Annotated in this window: 18 protein-coding genes; 7 read left to right on the top strand and 11 right to left on the bottom strand. The window is 69.8% G+C overall.

Translation table 11 applies throughout. The features are described 5' to 3' along the window. The first annotated feature begins 3 nt into the window (after window positions 1-3). Together DJ021_RS17310 and DJ021_RS17305 are read left to right on the top strand one after the other, a co-directional pair. A complete protein-coding gene (locus DJ021_RS17310) occupies window positions 4-573 on the top strand; it encodes a histidine phosphatase family protein (protein ID WP_111458723.1) in 570 nt (189 codons plus the stop codon). A gap of 8 nt (window positions 574-581) precedes the next feature. Then, window positions 582-2,039, top strand: a complete 1,458-nt coding sequence (locus DJ021_RS17305) for an NAD(P)H-hydrate dehydratase (protein WP_279386498.1) — start codon at window positions 582-584, stop codon at window positions 2,037-2,039. A gap of 60 nt (window positions 2,040-2,099) precedes the next feature. On the opposite strand, the gene rplI is transcribed toward DJ021_RS17305, so the two are convergent. The 11 genes from rplI to DJ021_RS17250 form a co-directional block, all read right to left on the bottom strand. Then, a complete protein-coding gene (gene rplI, locus DJ021_RS17300; protein ID WP_111458722.1) occupies window positions 2,100-2,684 on the bottom strand; it encodes a 50S ribosomal protein L9 in 585 nt (194 codons plus the stop codon). Between the two features lie 14 nt (window positions 2,685-2,698). After that, window positions 2,699-2,974, bottom strand: a complete 276-nt coding sequence (gene rpsR, locus DJ021_RS17295) for a 30S ribosomal protein S18 (RefSeq protein ID WP_111458721.1) — start codon at window positions 2,972-2,974, stop codon at window positions 2,699-2,701. After that, window positions 2,974-3,357, bottom strand: coding sequence for a 30S ribosomal protein S6 (gene rpsF / locus DJ021_RS17290; RefSeq protein ID WP_111458720.1), 384 nt, complete (start codon window positions 3,355-3,357; stop codon window positions 2,974-2,976). The genes rpsR and rpsF overlap by 1 nt, the downstream gene beginning before the upstream one ends. A gap of 212 nt (window positions 3,358-3,569) precedes the next feature. Continuing rightward, window positions 3,570-4,130, bottom strand: a complete 561-nt coding sequence (locus DJ021_RS17285; protein WP_111458719.1) for a peroxiredoxin — start codon at window positions 4,128-4,130, stop codon at window positions 3,570-3,572. A gap of 72 nt (window positions 4,131-4,202) precedes the next feature. Further along, the gene (locus DJ021_RS17280) at window positions 4,203-5,597 is read right to left on the bottom strand and encodes a calcium-binding protein (RefSeq protein ID WP_111458718.1); all 1,395 of its coding nucleotides are present in this window, start codon (window positions 5,595-5,597) and stop codon (window positions 4,203-4,205) included. 107 nt (window positions 5,598-5,704) lie between these two features. Next, window positions 5,705-6,661: a DUF4402 domain-containing protein gene (locus DJ021_RS17275; protein WP_165837254.1), complete on the bottom strand. Its 957-nt coding sequence runs from the start codon at window positions 6,659-6,661 to the stop codon at window positions 5,705-5,707. Window positions 6,662-6,743: 82 nt separating this feature from the next. Continuing rightward, complete coding sequence (locus DJ021_RS17270; protein ID WP_111458716.1) at window positions 6,744-9,353, bottom strand: collagen binding domain-containing protein; 2,610 nt, start codon at window positions 9,351-9,353, stop codon at window positions 6,744-6,746. A 163-nt stretch (window positions 9,354-9,516) separates the two neighbouring features. Further along, window positions 9,517-10,431: a fimbrial biogenesis chaperone gene (locus DJ021_RS17265; protein ID WP_111458715.1), complete on the bottom strand. Its 915-nt coding sequence runs from the start codon at window positions 10,429-10,431 to the stop codon at window positions 9,517-9,519. Then, window positions 10,428-10,925 carry a DUF4402 domain-containing protein gene (locus tag DJ021_RS17260; protein ID WP_207801871.1) on the bottom strand — a complete coding sequence of 166 codons (498 nt, stop codon included), beginning with the start codon at window positions 10,923-10,925 and terminating at the stop codon, window positions 10,428-10,430. The genes DJ021_RS17265 and DJ021_RS17260 overlap by 4 nt, the downstream gene beginning before the upstream one ends. 79 nt (window positions 10,926-11,004) lie before the next feature. Next, on the bottom strand, window positions 11,005-11,535 hold the full coding sequence (locus DJ021_RS17255) for a DUF4402 domain-containing protein (RefSeq protein ID WP_111458713.1): 531 nt from the start codon (window positions 11,533-11,535) through the stop codon (window positions 11,005-11,007). Window positions 11,536-12,152: 617 nt separating this feature from the next. Then, window positions 12,153-13,229: a zinc-binding dehydrogenase gene (locus DJ021_RS17250; protein ID WP_111458712.1), complete on the bottom strand. Its 1,077-nt coding sequence runs from the start codon at window positions 13,227-13,229 to the stop codon at window positions 12,153-12,155. Window positions 13,230-13,316: 87 nt separating this feature from the next. On the opposite strand from DJ021_RS17250, the gene fabD reads away from it, so the two are divergent. The 5 genes from fabD (at window position 13,317) to mltG (ending at window position 17,789) form a co-directional block, all read left to right on the top strand. Beyond that, window positions 13,317-14,261, top strand: a complete 945-nt coding sequence (fabD, locus tag DJ021_RS17245; RefSeq protein ID WP_111458711.1) for an ACP S-malonyltransferase — start codon at window positions 13,317-13,319, stop codon at window positions 14,259-14,261. Between the two features lie 10 nt (window positions 14,262-14,271). Beyond that, a complete protein-coding gene (gene fabG, locus DJ021_RS17240) occupies window positions 14,272-15,012 on the top strand; it encodes a 3-oxoacyl-[acyl-carrier-protein] reductase (protein WP_111458710.1) in 741 nt (246 codons plus the stop codon). Between the two features lie 126 nt (window positions 15,013-15,138). Further along, window positions 15,139-15,378 carry an acyl carrier protein gene (locus DJ021_RS17235; RefSeq protein WP_012522113.1) on the top strand — a complete coding sequence of 80 codons (240 nt, stop codon included), beginning with the start codon at window positions 15,139-15,141 and terminating at the stop codon, window positions 15,376-15,378. Window positions 15,379-15,462: 84 nt separating this feature from the next. Continuing rightward, a complete protein-coding gene (fabF, locus tag DJ021_RS17230) occupies window positions 15,463-16,746 on the top strand; it encodes a beta-ketoacyl-ACP synthase II (protein WP_111458709.1) in 1,284 nt (427 codons plus the stop codon). Continuing rightward, entirely contained in the window at window positions 16,743-17,789 is a 1,047-nt protein-coding gene (mltG, locus tag DJ021_RS17225) for an endolytic transglycosylase MltG (protein ID WP_424444103.1), read from the top strand. The genes fabF and mltG overlap by 4 nt, the downstream gene beginning before the upstream one ends. The last annotated feature ends 2 nt before the right edge of the window (window positions 17,790-17,791 follow it).

Here is a 17,791-nt window from a genome sequence, read left to right as displayed (position 1 = left end):
TCGATGACCCGCCTCTACCTGATCCGCCACGGCAAGCCCGCCGCCGTCTGGGGCGAGGCCGACGACGACCCCGGACTCGACGGAACCGGCCAGGCGCAGGCCCGCGCGGCGCGTGACTGGCTGATGGCCCTGCCGGCGGCCGAGCGGCCGCAGCTGGTGGTGAGCTCGCCGCTGCGCCGCTGCCGTGAAACGGCCGAGCCGACCGCCGCGGCGCTGGGGGTCGCGGTGCAGGTGGACCCCATCGTCGGCGAGATCCCGACGCCGAGGGCGCTCGCCCAGGCCGACCGCGGGCCCTGGCTCCGGCGCTCGTTCCAGGGGACCTGGGCGCAGATCGACGGCGACCTCGACTATGACGCCTGGCGGCGCGACATCGCCCGCGCGGTCGCCGCCCGGGGCGGCACGGCGGTGTTCTCGCACTATGTGGCCATCAATGCCGTCATCTCGCTGCTGGCCGGCGACGACCGGGTGCTGAGCTTCCGCCCGGACCACGCTTCGATCACCGTGCTGGAAACCGACGGCGAAACCCTGACCCTGGTCGAGAAGGGGCGGGAAGCCGCCACCGGGGTCCTTTGAACAGGTCCGTGGAACAGGCCGGGGGGCCGCGCCAGATCCTCACCGTGGCGGAGATGGCCGCGGCCGATGCGGCCGCCATCGCCGCTGGGACCTCCGGCGTGGAGCTGATGGAGCGGGCCGGGACGGCTGTGGCCGACGCGATCTGCGCGCGGTTCCGGCCGCAGCCGGCCCTGGTGCTGTGCGGTCCGGGCAACAACGGGGGCGACGGCTATGTGATCGCCCGCGTCCTGGCCGGCCGGGGCTGGCCGGTGGAGGTCCGCGCCCTGCGCGAGCCGGCGACCGATGACGCCAGGGCCGCACGGGCCCGCTGGACCGGCCCGACCGCGCCGCTGGCAGGCCGCCTGGAGCCGGTGCTGTGGATCGACGCGCTGTTCGGCGCCGGCCTCTCGCGGCCGCTGGACGGGGAGGCGGCTGCGGCGGCCCTGCGCATGGCCGAGCGGCCGGAGCGGGTGGTGGCCGTCGACGTGCCGAGCGGGCTGCCGGGGGACACGGGCTTGGCGCGGGGCGCCAGCGTCTGCGCCGGACTCACCGTCACCTTCCACGCCAAGAAGCCCGCCCATGTGCTCGAGCCCGGCCGCGGCCGCTGCGGCGAGATCGTCGTCGCCGACATCGGCCTGGGCGCCACCAGCTCGCGGTTGGTGGAGAACGGGCCGGAGCTGTGGCTCAGCCGCTTCCCCTGGCCGTCCGCGACGTCGCACAAGCATGCCCGCGGGCGGCTGATCGTGGTGAGCGGCGAGGCGTGGAGCACCGGTGCGGCGCGGCTGTCCGCGCGAGCGGGCCTGCGGATCGGGGCCGGACTGGTGACCGTGCTGTCGCCGCCCGACGCGCTGGCGGTGAACGCCGCCCACCTGGAGGCGGTGATGCTGCGCGCCTTCGAGACCGACCTGGAGCTGGAGCAGGCCGCCGCCGATGTGGACGTGGCGGTGATCGGGCCGGCGGCGGGCGTCACCGAGACCACCCTGCTCAACGTCCTGGCGCTGGCCCGCACGGGCGCGGCGCTGGTGCTGGACGCCGACGCCATCACCGTGTTCCGCGACGATCCGGAAGAGCTGTTCTCGGTGCTCGACCGCGACGACGTGCTCACCCCGCATCCCGGCGAGTTCGAGCGGCTGTTCCCGGGCCTGCTGGCCTCCGCGCCGGAGCGGATCACCGCGGCCCGGCGCGCCGCCGAGCGGGCCGATGCGGTGGTGCTGCTGAAGGGGCCGGACACGGTGGTGGCGGCGCCGGACGGCCGCACGGCGGTCAACGTCAACGGCTCGCCGTGGCTCGCCACCGCCGGCTCCGGCGACGTGCTGGCCGGTTTCATCGGCGGCCTGGTGGCGCAGGGCATGGAGAGCTTCGAGGCGGCCTGCGCGGCGGCCTGGATCCACGCCGAGGCGGCCGACCTGCACGGCCCGGGCCTGATCGCCGAGGACCTGCCGGGCCTGGCGCCGGCGGTGCTGCGCCGGCTCTACGACGAGCGCTGACGAAAAACGGCGCGGGAGAAGCTCCCGCGCCGCGATTCAGTCCAGCGATTTCGCCAGGGCTTACGCCTCGACGTAATTGCCTTCGATCGAGCCCGCGCCACCTTCGAGGAGGTCGGCGACCGCCTGTTCGTCGGCGATCCGGTCTTCCTCGAATTGCGAGTTGATCACGTTCTCGCCGCGCGCCTGGCGCTCGGCTTCGTCCTGGCTGCGGGCGATGTTGAGCGTGACGGTGACGGTGACCTCGGGGTGCAGACGGATCTTCACCTCGTGCAGGCCGAGCGTCTTGATCGGCTTGTCGAGCACGACCATCGCGCGTTCCACCTTGCCGCCGGCCGCGGTGACCGCGTCAGACACGTCGCGTCCCGCCACCGAGCCGTAGAGCTGACCGCTCTCGCCGGCCTGACGGATCAGGATGTAGGACGTGCCGTCCAGGCCTTCGCCGGCCTTGCCGGCCTCGGCCTTGGCGCGGGCGTTGCGGGCTTCGATCTCGGCGCGCTGGCCTTCGAAGACCTTCAGGTTCGCCGAGTTCGCACGCAGCGCCTTGGAGCGCGGCAGCAGGTAGTTGCGGGCGTAGCCGTCCTTGACGTTGACGACGTCGCCGAGGCCACCCCAGCCTTCCACGCGTTCGAGCAGAATGACTTTCATGTGCTCAGTCTCCCTTACTTCACGACGTAGGGGAGGAGGGCGAGGAAGCGGGCGCGCTTGATGGCCTTGGCCAGTTCACGCTGCTTCTTCGCCGACACCGCGGTGATGCGCGACGGCACGATCTTGCCGCGCTCGGAAACGTAGCGCTGCAGGAGCTTGACGTCCTTGTAGTCGATCTTCGGGGCGTTGGCGCCGGAGAACGGGCACACCTTGCGGCGACGGAAGAACGGACGGCGTTGGCCGCCCGCGGCGGCTCCCGCGGCGGGAGCGGTTGCGGTTTCGTCGGTCATCAGAAGCCCCCTTCCTTCGGAGCGAAATCATCCCGGCGCGGTTCGCGTTCGCGGTCGCGATCGCGGCGGGCGAGGATCGGGGAAAGCTCGAGGTCCAGCTCTTCGACGCGGACGGTCAGGTAGCGCAGCACGTCTTCGTTGATCGACAGCTGGCGTTCCATCTCCTTCACCGCGTCGGCGGGCGCGTCGATGGCGAGCAGGGAATAGTGACCCTTGCGGTTCTTCTTGATCCGGTAGGTCAGGTTGCGCAGGCCCCAGTACTCGATCTTGGCGACGGATCCGCCGCCGGTTTCGATCAGACCCTTGAGGGTGTCGTTGAGGGCTTCGGCCTGTTGCGGCGAGATATCCTGCCGCGAGATGACTACGTGTTCGTAGAGCGCCATAGGTTCCTTCTTCCAGTTGGGAGACGGCGCGTCCGGCGGCGGAAGGTCCGCCGGATACGATGGCTCTCAAGCGCGGCGACCGGGGGTTTCCCGGCCCATTCGCGTTCCGCGTGAGACCGTCTTCCGTGAAGAGGCGGGCAAATAAGGGAAATCCGCCCGCCGAGCAAGGTTTTTCAGCCCCGCGGTCGTCCCGGCGACGTGTGGCCCGCCGCCTACTTGTGGCTGGCCCGCCAGGCCTTCACGGCCCCCAGCGTCTGGTTGACGTGCTCCGAGGGGTCCATGTTCGTGTAGGCCGCGAGGATCTTGCCGTCGGGAGCGACCACGTAGGACGTCCGCGCCGACAGGTCCTTCGGGATGGTGACGCCGGCGATCTTCAGGGGCGCGTCGTACTGCCTGGCGATCTTGGCGCCGGGATCGGCGGCCACCGGGAACTTGCCGCCGCAGTGCTCGGTCTCCTTGGAGAAGTCGGCGAGCTCGTCGACCTTGCCGGCGGTGACGCCGATCACCGAGGCCTTCTCGGCCTTGAACTGGTCGATGGCCTCGGAGAACAGGTGGGCCTCGAGGTTGCAGCCCTTGGTATGCGCCGACGGGAAGAAATAGACCACCACCGGGCCCTTCTTCAGGGCGTCGGAGAGCTTGTAGGTGAAGGGCTGGCCGGCGAGGTAGGCGGGGGCCGTGAACTCGGGGGCCTTGGCTCCGGGCTGCAGGTCCGCCCAGGCGGGCGCTGCGGTCAGCGCGACGCCGGCGGCAAGGATGGCGACGAGGCGGTTCATGGCGGTCTCCCCTGTTTCCGGCAGTCTATACGCAGCCAGGGGCCGGTGTCGCCTGGCGAAGGTGCGGCTTGCCTAGACGAACAGGAAGTCGCCGGAGTTGAGCGCCGACAGCTTCACGTTCAGCAGGGTCAGGACTTCGTCGGCGTCGTGGGTGATCACCACGTTGGCGCCGCTCTGCACGGCGTGGGCCTTCAGGTCGTTGAACGACGAGAAGGTCGAGCGGCTCATGGTGATGACTTCGTTCTTGCTGTCGAAGTCGGTGATCGTGTCGAGCCCGAAGTGCTGGCTGAACACGAAGGCGTCGGGGCTGTTTCCGCCGGTCAGCGTGTCGTTGCCGGCGCCGCCGTCCAGCAGGTCGGAGCCGTTGTCGCCCAGCAGCAGGTCGTTGCCGGCTCCGCCGTAGAGCAGGTCCGCGCCGTTATTGCCGTGCAGGGTGTCGGCCCCGCCGTTGCCCATCAGGACGTCCGAGCTGTTGCCGCCGAAGATCTGCTCGCCCAGCGCCGTGCCGTTGAGGACCTGCGGATGATTGCCGCCGACGATGTCCGGGCCGGTGGCCGACGGCGGCGGCGCGGGAGGCGGGGGCGGGCTGCTGACCGTCACCGTCACGGACGCCGTGCTCGTGGCGCCGGCCGCGTCGGTCACGGTGTAGTAGAAGGTGTCGGTGACGCTGTGGCCGGGAGCCACGGCGTCGAAGCTGACGGCGTTGGCGGTGTACAGCAGTTGCCCGCTCTGGAAGCTGATGGTCGCGCCGAGCGCGCTCTTGGCGCTCAGGCTCGCGCTGATCGCCGACGCGCTGGGCCCGAAGCCGGCGATGCCAAGCGTGTCGCCGTCCGCATCGGTGTCGTTGCCGAGGACATTGATCAGCACCGTGCCGTGGACCGTGGCCGCCGCGACGTCCTGCACGGCGACGGGGGCGTGGTTGACGGGCGGCGGCGTGACCGGGGGCGGCGTCACCGGCGGCGGCGCCTGCGTGGTGTCGACCACGAGCGACACGTTGTCGAACGCGCCCCAGGCTTCCACCGGGTTGGTCGTCGTCCAGGTGAGGGCGGTGAGACCGGTGGCGAAGTCGGTCGGCAAGACCACCTGCTGGAAGCCGTCGACCGCATCGGTCGTGAAGGTGAAGTGCACCTCGGTGTAGTCGGCCCGCACGCCGGTAAAGTTGAAGCTCACCGTCGATGAGCCGGGAATGACGTTGTTGTTGGCGTCGAAGCCGGCGTTCCGGTAGCCGTTCACGTCCAGCGAAAGGACCCCGAACGTCGTCGTGCCGCTGTATTTCAGGACGACCGTGTCCTGGCTGTATTCGTTGATGAGGTATCCGCCGGTCCCCTGCGGCGACGTCAGGCCGCCGTTCCACAGGACGTCCGTCAGGTGCAGGTCAGTCGCCTGCTGCGTCGTCAACGTGAACTGGGATTCGCCGTAGCTGGCGAAGAGGCCGGCGGGCGTCGTGTCGAAGGTGAGCGTCGGCATTCGTCAGTCCCCATGTGCCGGTCTGGTACAGCTTGATCCCCGTGGGAACAACCTAGGCGCCCGGCACGCTGAATTTGTCGGCTGCGCCGCAAGAACGGCGCCGCGTCTCAGTTGTAAGCCACTGTCACGGCGAAGGTCCCGGCGTAGGCCCCCGTGGGCGTCGCGGGCGCGATCGGGATCGAGCCGCCCACGTAGAAGCTGTAGGTCCCGGCGGCGCCGAGGCTGCCCGTCAGGCCGGTGATGCCGATCGCGGTGTTGCTGGTGGTCACGCTCAGGGCGTTGGTCCCGTTCGACATGGTGAAGCTGGACGGCACGGTCACCGCGAGGGTCTGACCGCCTTCGCCGGTGACGGTGTAGGCAGCGCGCGAGAACGTGGAGCTCAGCAGGATCGCGCCGCCGGAGGCGACCCGCGCCCCCGCGGTCGTCACGCTCACGACGCCCCCGGTTCCCGTCGCAGGCTTGACGATGCGGCCGAACGCCAGGTCCGAGCCCTTGGCGATGGAAAGCCGCCGGAAGACCGTGGCCGTCGCCGACCCGCTTGTGCTCGACGAACTGGCGCCCTTGGAGTCGGTGGTCGCGAGATAGAAGCCGGAGGCGGCGGAACCCGTCGCCAGGGTCGTCTCGTCGCCGGCGATCGAGAGGCTGGCGCCGATGTAGACCGTGGCGGCCGCGCTCTTGCCGATCGGCTTGAGCGTGAAGGTGACGGGATTGCTGCCCGTCGGCCCGCTCGCCAGCACGGCGCCTGCGCCCATGGTGACATTGAAGGCCGACAGCGCCTTGGCGCGCCCGCTCGGCGATCCGACCGATCCCACCGTTACGACCGTATTGCCCTTGTCGCAGTAGGCCACCGAACAGGTGATGGTGACGCTGGCGCGGGCGGTTCCGGCCGACACCCGGGCGCCGGCGCCGCTGTTCTTCGTCACCGCGCCGCTAGCCGAATTGAAGCTGAAGCTGGTGTCGCCGCTGGCGGCCGCAGCGATCGTCCCGAGGCTGGCGTTGCCGACGCTATAGCTCTGGGCCTGCGCGGCCGGCGCGAATGCAATCGCCGCGAGCAGGGCGAACAACACACCAAGCGGTTGAAATATACTTGGGAGCCCCGATCTCACCTGAGACTTACTTGCCTTCATGAGTCTCGTTACACCGAAATCACTTAACTTCCAATGATGCGGAGTCTTGGGGCTTCTCCTCGGGTCGCGGCTGGAATTTCACTTCCGCTTCGGCGTCGGGAAGGAACTCGCCGTCGCCCTTGATGGTGACGGTGACGGGCTTGACCAGGCTCATGCGGAGCCGGGCGGCCTGATCGGGGTCGAGCTCCAGGTGATAGGTCCCGGCGGGCAGGCTCTGGAAATTGGCCGAGCCGTCGAACTCCGTCTTGGCCTCGACGACCTGGGCCTTGTCGCCGACCATCCGCACCTGCACCGCCGAAAGCCCAACAAGGGCTCCGTCCGGACGCCGCAGCGAGACCTTCACCATGATTTCGCCGGTGGGGCGCATGGGATAGCGAATGATGGTGAAGCTGCCGGCGTGCGGCGTGAACTGGATCGTGCCGGGCGGGGCCTGCACCGAGGTGTTCTCGACGTTCTCCAGCCCGACGAGCAGGCGGGCGGTGGGGCCTGCGCCCAGGCCGGTGATGAAGACGCGACCGTCCTTACCGGTCACCGCATGCTTGTCGCCGCCCTCGACGGTGACGTTGGGCACCGGCTCGTCGCCGGCGTCGAAGATGCCGTTGCCGTTGCGGTCCAGGAAGGCCTCGAACAGGACGCTGCCGCCCGATCCGGGACCCGGCCGCGTCACGCCGTAGCCGCCCCGGGAGGGATCGTAGCTGAGGCCGAAGTTGAGCTGCACGCCGGTTTCCCAGCTCCGGTCGGCGTTGTTGTAGTCGGCGGTCAGGGCCAGGTCCCCGTAGCGCAGCTTGAAGGTGCTGCTGGCGGTCAGGTTGAAGCTCTTGAAGTCGTCCAGCGCCTCGCCGACGCCCAGTCGCAGCGAGGCCACCTTGGAGATGTCCCGGTCGGCGGTGATGGCCAGGGAGCGAGCCTTCAGATCCGGAAGAATGTCAAAGTCGATGGTCGAGCGGAGCTGCCACTTGTAGCTGCGGAAGGTGGAGCCCGCGAAATAGCCGCTGAGGGTCTGCGTGCTGGAGCCGAGCACCGGATTGGTCCTGGCGTACTCCAGGCCCGCCGAGAACAGGATGTCGACCGCGGTCGCCGAGCCCCGGGCGGAGGCGATATAGTCGCTGCCGCCGTCCGCATAGACGTCGTGCAGGCCGTGCAGGGACACCGGCACCACCTGGCCGCCCAGCTTGACGTTGCTGTCGAGGGAGATTTCGCTGCGGTTGGACAGCGGCCGGGTGAGGTCGACGCCGGCGCCGTTCTCGTCGATGAAGCCGCCGCGGTACTCGGCGTGGCGCAGGACCACCGAGGATCCGAACACCTGGCCGGCCAGGCCGAGCGACGCAGCCGTGCCGCCGCGGCTGTCCTGCGCCAGGTCGAGGTTGCTGGCGAACCCGAAAAGCGAGGTGCGCGCGCCGAGGGTGTAGATCTGCCGCGAGGCCGTGGCCGTCGTGGGCACGAGAGCCGCCCCGAGGGACATCGTCAGGAATTGCGTCAGGCCGTAGTTGGCGGTCCCCACGATCCGCATCCGGCCCTTGCCCGGGGTCGTGGTGGTGGTGTCGCCGGCCGGCGTCGGAAAGCTGATCAGGGAGTCGTCCTGCTGGACCGCGCCGAACGCGAAGGTGGCCTCGCCGCGTTGCAGCAGGCCTGCGCCGACGTTGACGACGCGGACGTCCTCGTTGCGCTCGCCGTGCGGCCCGTAGGTGACGATCCGCACGACATTGACCCCGGAGGTCAGTGGCACGTTCAGGAACTCGTAGCGGCCCTTGGTCGGGGTGTTCTGACCGCTTCGCAGCACATCGTTGACGTAGAGCTCCACGTCGTAGCCGATCGGCAACTCGCCGCGCAGGTCGATGCGGTTGAAGACGTTGGCCTGGTCGAGCGGCACGGTGGAGAAGGCGATCCCGGGTCCGCCCAGGCTGCGCGGTCCCAGCGACAGGGCGGGCGTGAAGACGTCCCCGACGCTGACCGTGCGCGCGTGGAGGGGGCCGAGCAGGTGGCCTTCCAGGGACCGGCGCTCGAAGAGCAGCCGCGCGGTGGCCGGCTGGCCGCGTTCGTCGGAGCCCAGGTAGCCCTCGAAACCTGAGTAGAGGAGGTCGCCGCCGGCGCGGATGTCATATCGCAGCGGTTCCCGCGGCGAGGTCGTCCCGGCGCCGACCCCAAGGTTCACGTCGAAGGCCGGCCAGGAGAACAGCCGGTACGGCGTCGCCACCGATAGCGACTGGTCGCGGCTCTGCAGGTCCTGCGAGGGGTCGCGCCGGTGCGCCATCCGCTCGAGCCGCCCCTGGATCGGCAGCAGCTCCGTGGCCGTGAGCTTGATGCTGAGCGCCTCGGGATCGACGTCGAATTTCAGCGGGAACAGCTTCTGGACGGCGGAGGCCCGCATATAGATTTCGCTGGGGCTCACCACCACGTCGCCGGGGCCGAGCTGGACCGTGCGCGGGCCGTCGCGGGCGGCGCCGGAGGCGAGGTCGACCAGCAGGGCGCGGCGGGATTCGCCGAGACGGCCGACGATGCGGCGTTCGGCGGGGGAGACGTCGACGTCGAGTTCCAGCAGCCGTGTGAGTTCGCCGATCGGCAGGAGGGGGTCGGCGGGCGCGCCGTAGGCCGTAAGGCTGTCGGTCAGCGTGAGGCCGTCCAGCTCCACGGAGAACAGCAGCAGGTTGGCCGGGTCGATTTCGCTAGGGGCGGCGGCGATGGTTGCCGCAGGGGTCGCGTGCGCGGCCGAAGCCGCAGCGGCGGCCTCAGCGGCCGCGCTAGGAGATAGACAAAGAAGGGCAAGCGCCGCGGTTACTGACCACGCGAACCACCTACGGCGCTTGTTTCGCAAGCAGCTTGCCCGGAGACGTGTCGTCGTCGGTGAACGTTATCTCCAGCTTGGTTCCGGCCGGCGGCGCGCTGCTCAGCGGCACGCGCACCGTCCGGCGGGCGATCTCGGTGTAGACGCCGACGCCGCGTGCGACCCCGATCGGATCGCCGCGCCGCTGGCCAACCGGCCGGATCTCGATGTTGCCGAACAGCGAGTTGCTCCCCTGGCGCACGAGGTCGAAGACCATGATCGCGGTGCGGCGCGGCGGCGATTTGCCGTCGAGCGAGACGTCGGCGTACTCGACGCGGGCGTTTTCGATGCCCGCGCGCACGTCCAGGTCGCCCATGCGGACGATGGCCGGGATGCTGAGGCCGAAGACGGAGTTGATTTGGAAACGCAGTTCGTTGGGCTGTCCCGCCGCGGCCTGCTCGGCGGTCAGGCCGACGTCGGCGGGCGGGATGGTGGTGATCGTCAGATGGCTGCGGTACTCGCCGCTGGCGCCGTCCGGCACGCTGGCGACCCGCAGCCGAATGGTCTGGCCCTGGCCGGGCGCGAGCGTGGCGCGGCGGGGGGAGACCTGCAGCATCGCCTTGGCGGACTTCACCTGGTCGGCCACCGTCTTGGAGTCGGGTTTGGCGGCGGCGTCCTCGACCGTCACGATCTGGCCGTCCGGCAGCATGGCCCGGTCGACGAGGGCGATGTCGAACGTCGCCGGCGCGGAGCCCTGGTTATAGATGTAGACGGTCGCCGAGCGCCGCGAGCGGTCGAACGTCACCCGCTTGGGCGAGATGTTGAGGTTGGCGCCGACCGTGGTCACGGTGGTCACCGGCGCGGGCGCTGCGGGCTGGGCCGTGGCCTGGGCGGCCGCGAAGGCCGCGAGGAGGGCGGCGGCGGCCGCGAGGACGGCGCGGGTCAATTGTATTGAACCACGACAACCAGCAGCCCTGCGTAGGGCCCCGGAACGAGGCGGTCGGCGGAGGCCAGGTTGACGGCCCCGCCGACGTTCACGCTCATGGTGTCGCCGTTCATCACGGTTCCGAGGACGACCCCATTGTCGTTGAGGCCGGCGTTTGTGCTGGTGTTCACCGTCAAGGCTTCAGTCCCCCCGCTGCGGACGACCCTGAAGCTCTCAGGAACGGCCATCGACACAGCGTCGCCAGACTGTCCGTGAATGGTTAATGTGGCGTTGCCCGGGCCGCTCGAGCTCGAGGTGGAGCCGGCCCGTCCGGCCGTCTGGCCGGCCACGCTGGTGGTGACGCTCGGCAGAAGCAGCGGGCTGACGATGTCGATGCCGGCGCTCTCGACGATCGTCGCCTGGACCGGAAGGTCCGCGCGCGCCGCGGCGAACGCCTGGGCTCCGAACGCCAGGGCGACGACCGACGCGATGATGTAGGCGGGCGCTCGGGTCATGGCCATGGCTTAGCTGTAACAGGTTGCGCAAGGGTGAGCGCCGGTTTCCCGGCGCTCACCTGCGTCGTCAGCAACGTGACTAGTTGTAGGCGATGGTGATCGACAGCTTGGAGTCGGCCACGGTTCCGTGGAAGCCGGTCGGGACCGTCAGGGTCCCGCCCACGCCGACGCTGCAGGACGTGCCGGTCGTGATGGTCGTCGGAAGGCCCGAGGCGAAGGTGCAGTTGGTGTCCCCGGCCAGCGCCGGGACCAGGGTGAAGCCGTCGGGAACCGTCGGGGTGACGGTGGTCGTGAACACCTGGCCCAGCTCGCCGCCGATCGTGAAGGCGCCGGCGCTGCCGGCCGCGCTGGCCAGCAGGGTGGCCGTACCGGACCGGGCGCCCGTCGGGCTCATGATGATCGTCTTGCTGCCGCCGGAGGGCGTCACAGCCGTGCCGAAGTCGATGCCGGTGACGCCGGAGATGGTCAGCGGGGTGATCAGCTTGGCCGAGACGGTCAGGTCAGCGCTGGCGCCGGTGCCGGTGCTGGTCTGGGCGGAGGCCGAGGTCGCGATGGCGGCCACGGCGGCGGCGCTCACGGCGCCGATCAGGATGTTCCGGAGGATGTTCATGTTCGCCCCTGGCGAGAGTTGATTCAATGTAAGCTTGCACTTGATCTTGGCATAGACTTGAATAGCATCTTAAAGTCGCGCATTTGGGGTATTTTTTACCCCATGAGGACTTATGGTTGCGTAATCTCTGCTGTGACCGATGATCGATTGGGCCATCTAGAACCTGGGTATCTCACTGTCAAGGTTGAGGACAATTGGGAATACCCATATTGGGGGAGTGACCAATCTACTTATAAGTGTTTCAGGTCGCCTATTCAGATCGGTGGGGCGATCTTCAAGACGTCCTAGACCTGGACGGCAGCGCAAGCTCCGTGCCAGCGGTGAATTCAACCGCCTTGAGGTCCCAGGCTCCCGAGAATACGGGGTTTCCGAGGGGAAACGTCTCGATTTCGATTGCGGCGCAACGACGCTTCAAGCCCGCGACGGGCGAACTTGTGCCGTATTGGCACGACGGCGGCCGCCGATCTGCGGCTCGCGTCGCATAACGCGGTACGGGCCTGGCCGCGTCAGGTCATGTAATCGCGAAGAGGTATTCGCAATTTCGGAAGTGAAAACCGTATAGGTTGAAGGTCTGCCGAAAATTGCACGCGGCGCGCGCATTGCGCGGCGAAGCCGAATCAGTCGGCGGGTCGGACCAGGATCTTCACGTGCGCTTCCGGATCGGCGAGGTCCCGGAAGGCGCCGGCCACGCCGTCCAGGCCCACCGTCCCGGTGACCAGGCCGGAGACGTCGATCACGCCTTCCGCCAGCTGGCGCAGGGTCGCGGCGAACTCGTCGGGCGTGTAGCCGAAGATGAAGGTCAGCTCGATCTCCTTGGTGATGGCGATCGACGGCTCGATCCGGTCGCTTTCCATGCAGACCCCGGCGACGACGATCTGCGCCCCGGCCGGCGCCGCCTCGATCAGCCCCTGCAGGACGCCCGGCGCGCCGACGCATTCGAACACTACGGGTCGGCCGAAGCGTCCGCCCATCATGCGGATCATGTTCTGCGCCGCGCGGGTTCTCGGCACGCCGAGCGCCTCCCAGCGGTCGTGCGGCGACTCCAGGGCGGGATCGACCACGATGTCGGCCCCCAGCCGCTCGGCCGCCGCGCGGCGCCGGGGCGAGAAGTCGGCGGCGATCACCGGGCCGTGGCCCGCCGCCTTCAGGGCGGCGACCACCGCCAGCCCGACCGGGCCGCAGCCCACCACCAGGCTCGCCGAGTCGGCGTCCAGGCGGGCCATGGCGACGGCGTGCGCGCCGACGGCGAACGGTTCGGTCAGCGCCGCGGCCTCGGTCGGCAGGCCGTTCGGCGTTTCCAGCAGCAGGGCTTCGCTCAGCAGCATGCGCTCGGCGAACCCGCCGGGCAGGCGGTTGGAGTAGCCCAGCAGTTCCACGCCGGTGGCGGTCAGGGTGGCGGGAATGCTGACCACCCGCGCGCCGGGCTTCAGCCGCCGCTCGCTCCCGGGGCCGTAGTCCAGCACCTCGGCGCAGAATTCGTGGCCGAAGACGGTGTCGGCGGTGGGGTCGAAGTCCAGGCCCGCCCCGGCCCGCCGGCTGAGCTCCACCATGTGCTCCATGTGGTGCAGGGCGTGCAGGTCGGAGCCGCAGATCCCGCAGGCGAGGGTGCGGACCAGCACCTGGCCGGGGCCCGGAGTCAGCTCGGCGATTTCGTCGCACACCAGCTGCTTGTTGCGTCGGACCACTGCGCGCATCGGCGCCTCCTTCGCCCCCGCCTTGCCGGGGCTTTTCTTATCCCCTAACCCTCGCCGCTCGGAATCGATAGAGCGCGGAGCGCCGTGATGAGCCTAGCCTTCCTCTTCCCCGGCCAGGGCAGCCAGGCGATCGGCATGGGCGCCGATCTCGCCGAGGCGTTCGCCTCCGCGCGCGAGGTGCTGCAGGAAGTCGACGATGCGCTCGGCCAGCACCTGTCGCGGCTGATGCGCGAGGGGCCGGAGGATCAGCTGACCCTGACCGAGAACGCCCAGCCGGCGCTGATGGCCGTCAGCCTGGCGGTGATGCGCACGCTCGAGCGGGAGTTCGGCGTCGGGGTGGAGAAGGCGGCCTTCGTGGCCGGCCACAGCCTCGGGGAATATTCGGCCCTGGCCGCGGCCGGCGCCATCAGCGTGGCCGACACCGCCCGGCTCCTGAAGCTGCGCGGCCAGGCCATGCAGCGCGCCGTGCCGGTGGGGGCGGGCGCCATGGCCTCGCTGATCGGCCCGAAGACCGACGTCGCCCTGGCCGAAGAAGCCGCCGCGGAGGGCGCCAAGATCGGCGTCTGCGTCGTCGCCAACGACAACAACCAGGGCAACGTGGTGATCTCCGGCGAAAAGGCCGCCGTCGACGCCGCCATCGAGAAGGCCAAGGCGCTGGGCGCCCGCGCCATTCCGCTGAACGTCTCCGCGCCCTTCCACTGCCCGCTGATGCAGCCGGCCGCCGACGAGATGGCCCGGGCGCTCGCCGAGGCCACGATCCTCGCGCCGCGCGCGCCGCTGGTGGCCAACGTCACCGCCCGGCCGACCCACGATCCCGAGGAGATCCGCCGCCTGCTGGTGGAGCAGGTCACCGGCCGGGTCCGCTGGCGTGAGAGCATGCTGTGGCTGGTGGAGCAGGGCGGAGTGACCCGCTTCGCCGAGGCCGGGGCCGGCAAGGTGCTGTCGGGCATGGCCAAGCGGATCGCGCCGGACGCCGAGGCCACGCCGCTGAACACCCCCGCCGACCTCGAAGCCTTCGCCAAGTCCCTGTAGAGAGCCCCGCATGTTCGACCTCACCGGCAAGACCGCCCTCGTCACCGGGGCCACCGGCGGCATCGGCGCCGAGATCGCCCGCGCCCTGCACGCCCAGGGCGCGCACGTGGTGCTGTCCGGCACCCGCGAGGCGGTGCTGCAGGACCTGGCCCAGACGCTGGGCGAGCGCACCTCCGCCGTCCCGGCCAACCTCTCCGATCCGGATGCGGTGGATGGCCTGGTGGACGCAGCGGAAGCCGCCGCCGGCCAGCCGCTGGACATCCTGGTGGCCAACGCCGGCATCACCAAGGACGGCCTGCTGCTGCGGATGAAGGACGACGACTGGGACACGGTCCTCAAGGTCAACCTGGAGAGCTATTTCCGGCTGTCCCGCGCCGCCATCAAGGGGATGATGCGCCGCCGCTCGGGCCGGATCATCGGAATCACCTCGATCGTCGGGGTGATGGGCAATCCGGGGCAGGCGAACTACGCCGCCTCGAAGGCCGGGATGATCGGCTTCTCCAAGGCGCTGGCCCAGGAAGTCGCCACCCGCGGGATCACCGTCAACTGCGTGGCGCCGGGCTTCATCGAAAGCCCGATGACCGACGCCCTGAACGAGCAGCAGAAGAGCCATATCCTGTCGACCATCCCCGCCGGACGCCTGGGCGCGGGCGGCGACATCGCCGCAGCCTGCGTCTATCTCGCCAGTCAGGAGGCCGCCTACGTCACCGGCCAGACGCTGCATGTGAACGGCGGCATGGCGATGATCTGACGCTCGCCACCCCGGGAGGAACATGCTACCCGGCGGCCCGAACCACCCATCACCCCCGGCGACAGTTGACTTCACCGTCCGTGTCGCCGATGCAAAAGCCTGACTAAGCCTTGAGGGACCTACCTAATGTCCGACGTCCTAGAACGCGTCCGTAAGATCGTCATCGAACACCTCGACGCCGATCCGGAGAAGGTCACTGAAAAGGCCAGCTTCATCGACGACCTGGGCGCCGACAGTCTCGACAACGTCGAGCTGGTGATGGCGTTCGAGGAAGAATTCGACATCGAAATCCCCGACGACGCGGCCGAGCATATCCAGACGGTCGGCGACGCGGTGAAGTTCATCCAGGAGCGCCTGGGCGCCTAAGGCCCTGATTTCGCCCAGCTTTCCGGCCGCCGCGTCGCTGAGGGTCCAGCCCTCGGCCGCGGCGGTCTTCGTTTGAGGATCGCCATGCGTCGAGTCGTCGTCACCGGCATCGGTCTGCTCACCCCGCTGGGGCAGGGCACGGAACTCAGCTGGCAGGCGATCCTGGCCGGCAAGTCGGGCGCAGGCCCGATCACCGCCTTCGACGCCACCGACTACGCCTGCCGGGTGGCCTGCGAGGTGCCCCGCGTCGACGGCCGCGGCGGCGGCGGCCCGGACATCGAGGGCTCCTACGACCCCGACAAGACCCTGTCGCCGAAGGACCGGCGGCGTGTCGACGACTTCATCCTCTATGCGATCGCCGCGGCCGACGAGGCCGTGCGCGATTCGGGCTGGGCGCCGCAGGACGACGAGGGCCGCGAGCGCACCGGCGTGATGATCGGCTCCGGCATCGGCGGCCTCGGCACCATCGCCGAAACCGCCATCGAGCTGCACGAGAAGGGCCCGCGCCGCATCTCGCCCTTCTTCATCCCCGCCAGCCTGATCAACCTGGCCAGCGGTCAGGTGTCGATCCGCCACGGCTTCAAGGGCCCCAACCATTCCGTGGTCACCGCCTGCGCCACCGGCGCCCACGCGATCGGCGACGCGGCGCGGCTGATCAAGTACGGCGACGCGGACGTGATGGTCGCCGGCGGGGCCGAGGCCTCGGTGGTGCCGCTGGGCATCGCCGGCTTCATCGCCTGCCGCGCCATGTCCACCGGCTTCAACGATGAGCCGCAGCGCGCCAGCCGCCCTTACGACAAGGACCGCGACGGCTTCGTCATGGGCGAGGGCGCCGGCATCCTGGTGCTCGAGGAATACGAGCACGCCAAGGCCCGCGGCGCGAAGATCTACGCCGAGGTGGCCGGCTATGGCCTCGCGGGCGACGCCTATCACATCACCGCCCCGGCCGAGGACGGCGACGGCGGCTTCCGGGCGATGAAGGCGGCGATCAAGGACGCCGGGATCACGCCGTCGGACATCGACTACATCAACGCCCACGGCACCTCGACGCCGCTCGGCGACGAGATCGAGCTGAACGCGGTCCAACGCCTGCTCGGCAACGCGGCCTCCACGGTGACCATGAGCTCGACCAAGTCGGCCACCGGCCACCTGCTGGGCGCGGCCGGCGCCATCGAGGCGGCCTTCACCTGTCTGGCGATCCGCGACCAGATCGCGCCGCCGACCATCAACCTGGACAACCCCTCGGTGGAGACGCCCATCGACCTGGCGCCCAACAAGGCCCGTCCGCGGGAGATCAACATCGCCATGTCGAACTCCTTCGGGTTCGGCGGCACCAACGCCTCCGTGGTGTTCAAGAAGGTCGCGTGAGCCGTAAGCGCCGCCCGCGCCGACGCGCGCCCGTCCGACGGGGTCCGCATCCCTTGCGGATGGCGGGAAAGGCCGTGCTGGCGGCCCTGATCGTCGTGATCGCGGCGTCGGGCTGGGTGGTCTGGACCTACTCGGGCCCCGGCCCGGCGGCCCGGCAGGGACCCGCGACCACCGTCATCCTGGAGCATGGCTCCGGCGTGGCGCAGATCGCCCGGGACCTCGCCAAGGCCGGGGTGATCCGCTCGTCCAGCCTGTTCATCGCCGCCGCCAAGCTCTCCGGAGCCGGACGTTCGCTGAAGGCCGGCGAGTACGACGTGCCGAGCCACGCCTCCATGGCCCGCATCCTCGGCGACATCCGCGCCGGCCGGGTGGTCCGTCACCTGATCACGGTTCCGGAAGGCTGGACCAGCGAGATGGCGGCCGACGCCGTGGCCCGCTCGCCGGTGCTGACCGGCCAGGCCGAAGCGCCGCCCGAAGGCGCGATCCTGCCCGACAGCTATCAGGTGGAACGCGGCGAGGCCCGCGCCGCGGTGCTGCGGCGGATGACGGCGGCGCAGGACAAGGTGCTGGCCGAGCTCTGGGCCAGCCGCCAGCCCGACCTGCCGTTCCGTACCCCCGAGGAGGCGGTCGCCCTGGCATCCATCGTCGAGAAGGAGACCGCCCTGCCGGCCGAGCGGCCGCGGATCGCGGCGGTCTACATCAACCGCCTGCGCGCCGGCATGCGGCTGGAGAGCGACCCGACGATCATCTACGGCGTCTCCAAGGGACGGCCGCTCGGGCGGGGGATCAGCCGCGCGGAGCTGACCACCTTGACGCCCTACAACACCTATCTGGTCGCCGGCCTGCCGCCGACGCCGATCGCCAACCCGGGGCGGGCGTCGCTGGCCGCGGTGCTCAATCCGCCGAAGACCACGGAGCTGTTCTTCGTCGCCGACGGCGGCGGCGGGCACGTGTTCTCCTCGACCTTCGCCGAGCATGAGAAGAACGTCGCGCGCTGGCGGGCGGTCGAGCGCCAGCATGCGGCGGCGGAGAGCGGAAAGTGAGT

The sequence above is a fragment of the Phenylobacterium hankyongense genome (assembly GCF_003254505.1).
Classification (GTDB): domain Bacteria; phylum Pseudomonadota; class Alphaproteobacteria; order Caulobacterales; family Caulobacteraceae; genus Phenylobacterium; species Phenylobacterium hankyongense.
Note: the sequence above shows the minus strand (reverse complement) of the source record. Positions and strands in the feature narration are given on the sequence as shown.

Excerpts from the sequence above, each read along its gene's own strand:
- DJ021_RS17310 (WP_111458723.1), top strand. The coding sequence starts at position 4 with ATGACCCGCCTCTACCTGATCCGCCACGGCAAGCCCGCCGCCGTCTGG.
- rplI (WP_111458722.1), bottom strand. The coding sequence starts at position 2,684 with ATGAAAGTCATTCTGCTCGAACGCGTGGAAGGCTGGGGTGGCCTCGGC.
- rpsR (WP_111458721.1), bottom strand. The coding sequence starts at position 2,974 with ATGACCGACGAAACCGCAACCGCTCCCGCCGCGGGAGCCGCCGCGGGC.
- rpsF (WP_111458720.1), bottom strand. The coding sequence starts at position 3,357 with ATGGCGCTCTACGAACACGTAGTCATCTCGCGGCAGGATATCTCGCCG.
- DJ021_RS17285 (WP_111458719.1), bottom strand. The coding sequence starts at position 4,130 with ATGAACCGCCTCGTCGCCATCCTTGCCGCCGGCGTCGCGCTGACCGCA.
- DJ021_RS17280 (WP_111458718.1), bottom strand. The coding sequence starts at position 5,597 with ATGCCGACGCTCACCTTCGACACGACGCCCGCCGGCCTCTTCGCCAGC.
- DJ021_RS17260 (WP_207801871.1), bottom strand. The coding sequence starts at position 10,925 with ATGACCCGAGCGCCCGCCTACATCATCGCGTCGGTCGTCGCCCTGGCG.
- DJ021_RS17255 (WP_111458713.1), bottom strand. The coding sequence starts at position 11,535 with ATGAACATCCTCCGGAACATCCTGATCGGCGCCGTGAGCGCCGCCGCC.
- DJ021_RS17250 (WP_111458712.1), bottom strand. The coding sequence starts at position 13,229 with ATGCGCGCAGTGGTCCGACGCAACAAGCAGCTGGTGTGCGACGAAATC.
- fabD (WP_111458711.1), top strand. The coding sequence starts at position 13,317 with ATGAGCCTAGCCTTCCTCTTCCCCGGCCAGGGCAGCCAGGCGATCGGC.
- fabG (WP_111458710.1), top strand. The coding sequence starts at position 14,272 with ATGTTCGACCTCACCGGCAAGACCGCCCTCGTCACCGGGGCCACCGGC.
- DJ021_RS17235 (WP_012522113.1), top strand. The coding sequence starts at position 15,139 with ATGTCCGACGTCCTAGAACGCGTCCGTAAGATCGTCATCGAACACCTC.
- fabF (WP_111458709.1), top strand. The coding sequence starts at position 15,463 with ATGCGTCGAGTCGTCGTCACCGGCATCGGTCTGCTCACCCCGCTGGGG.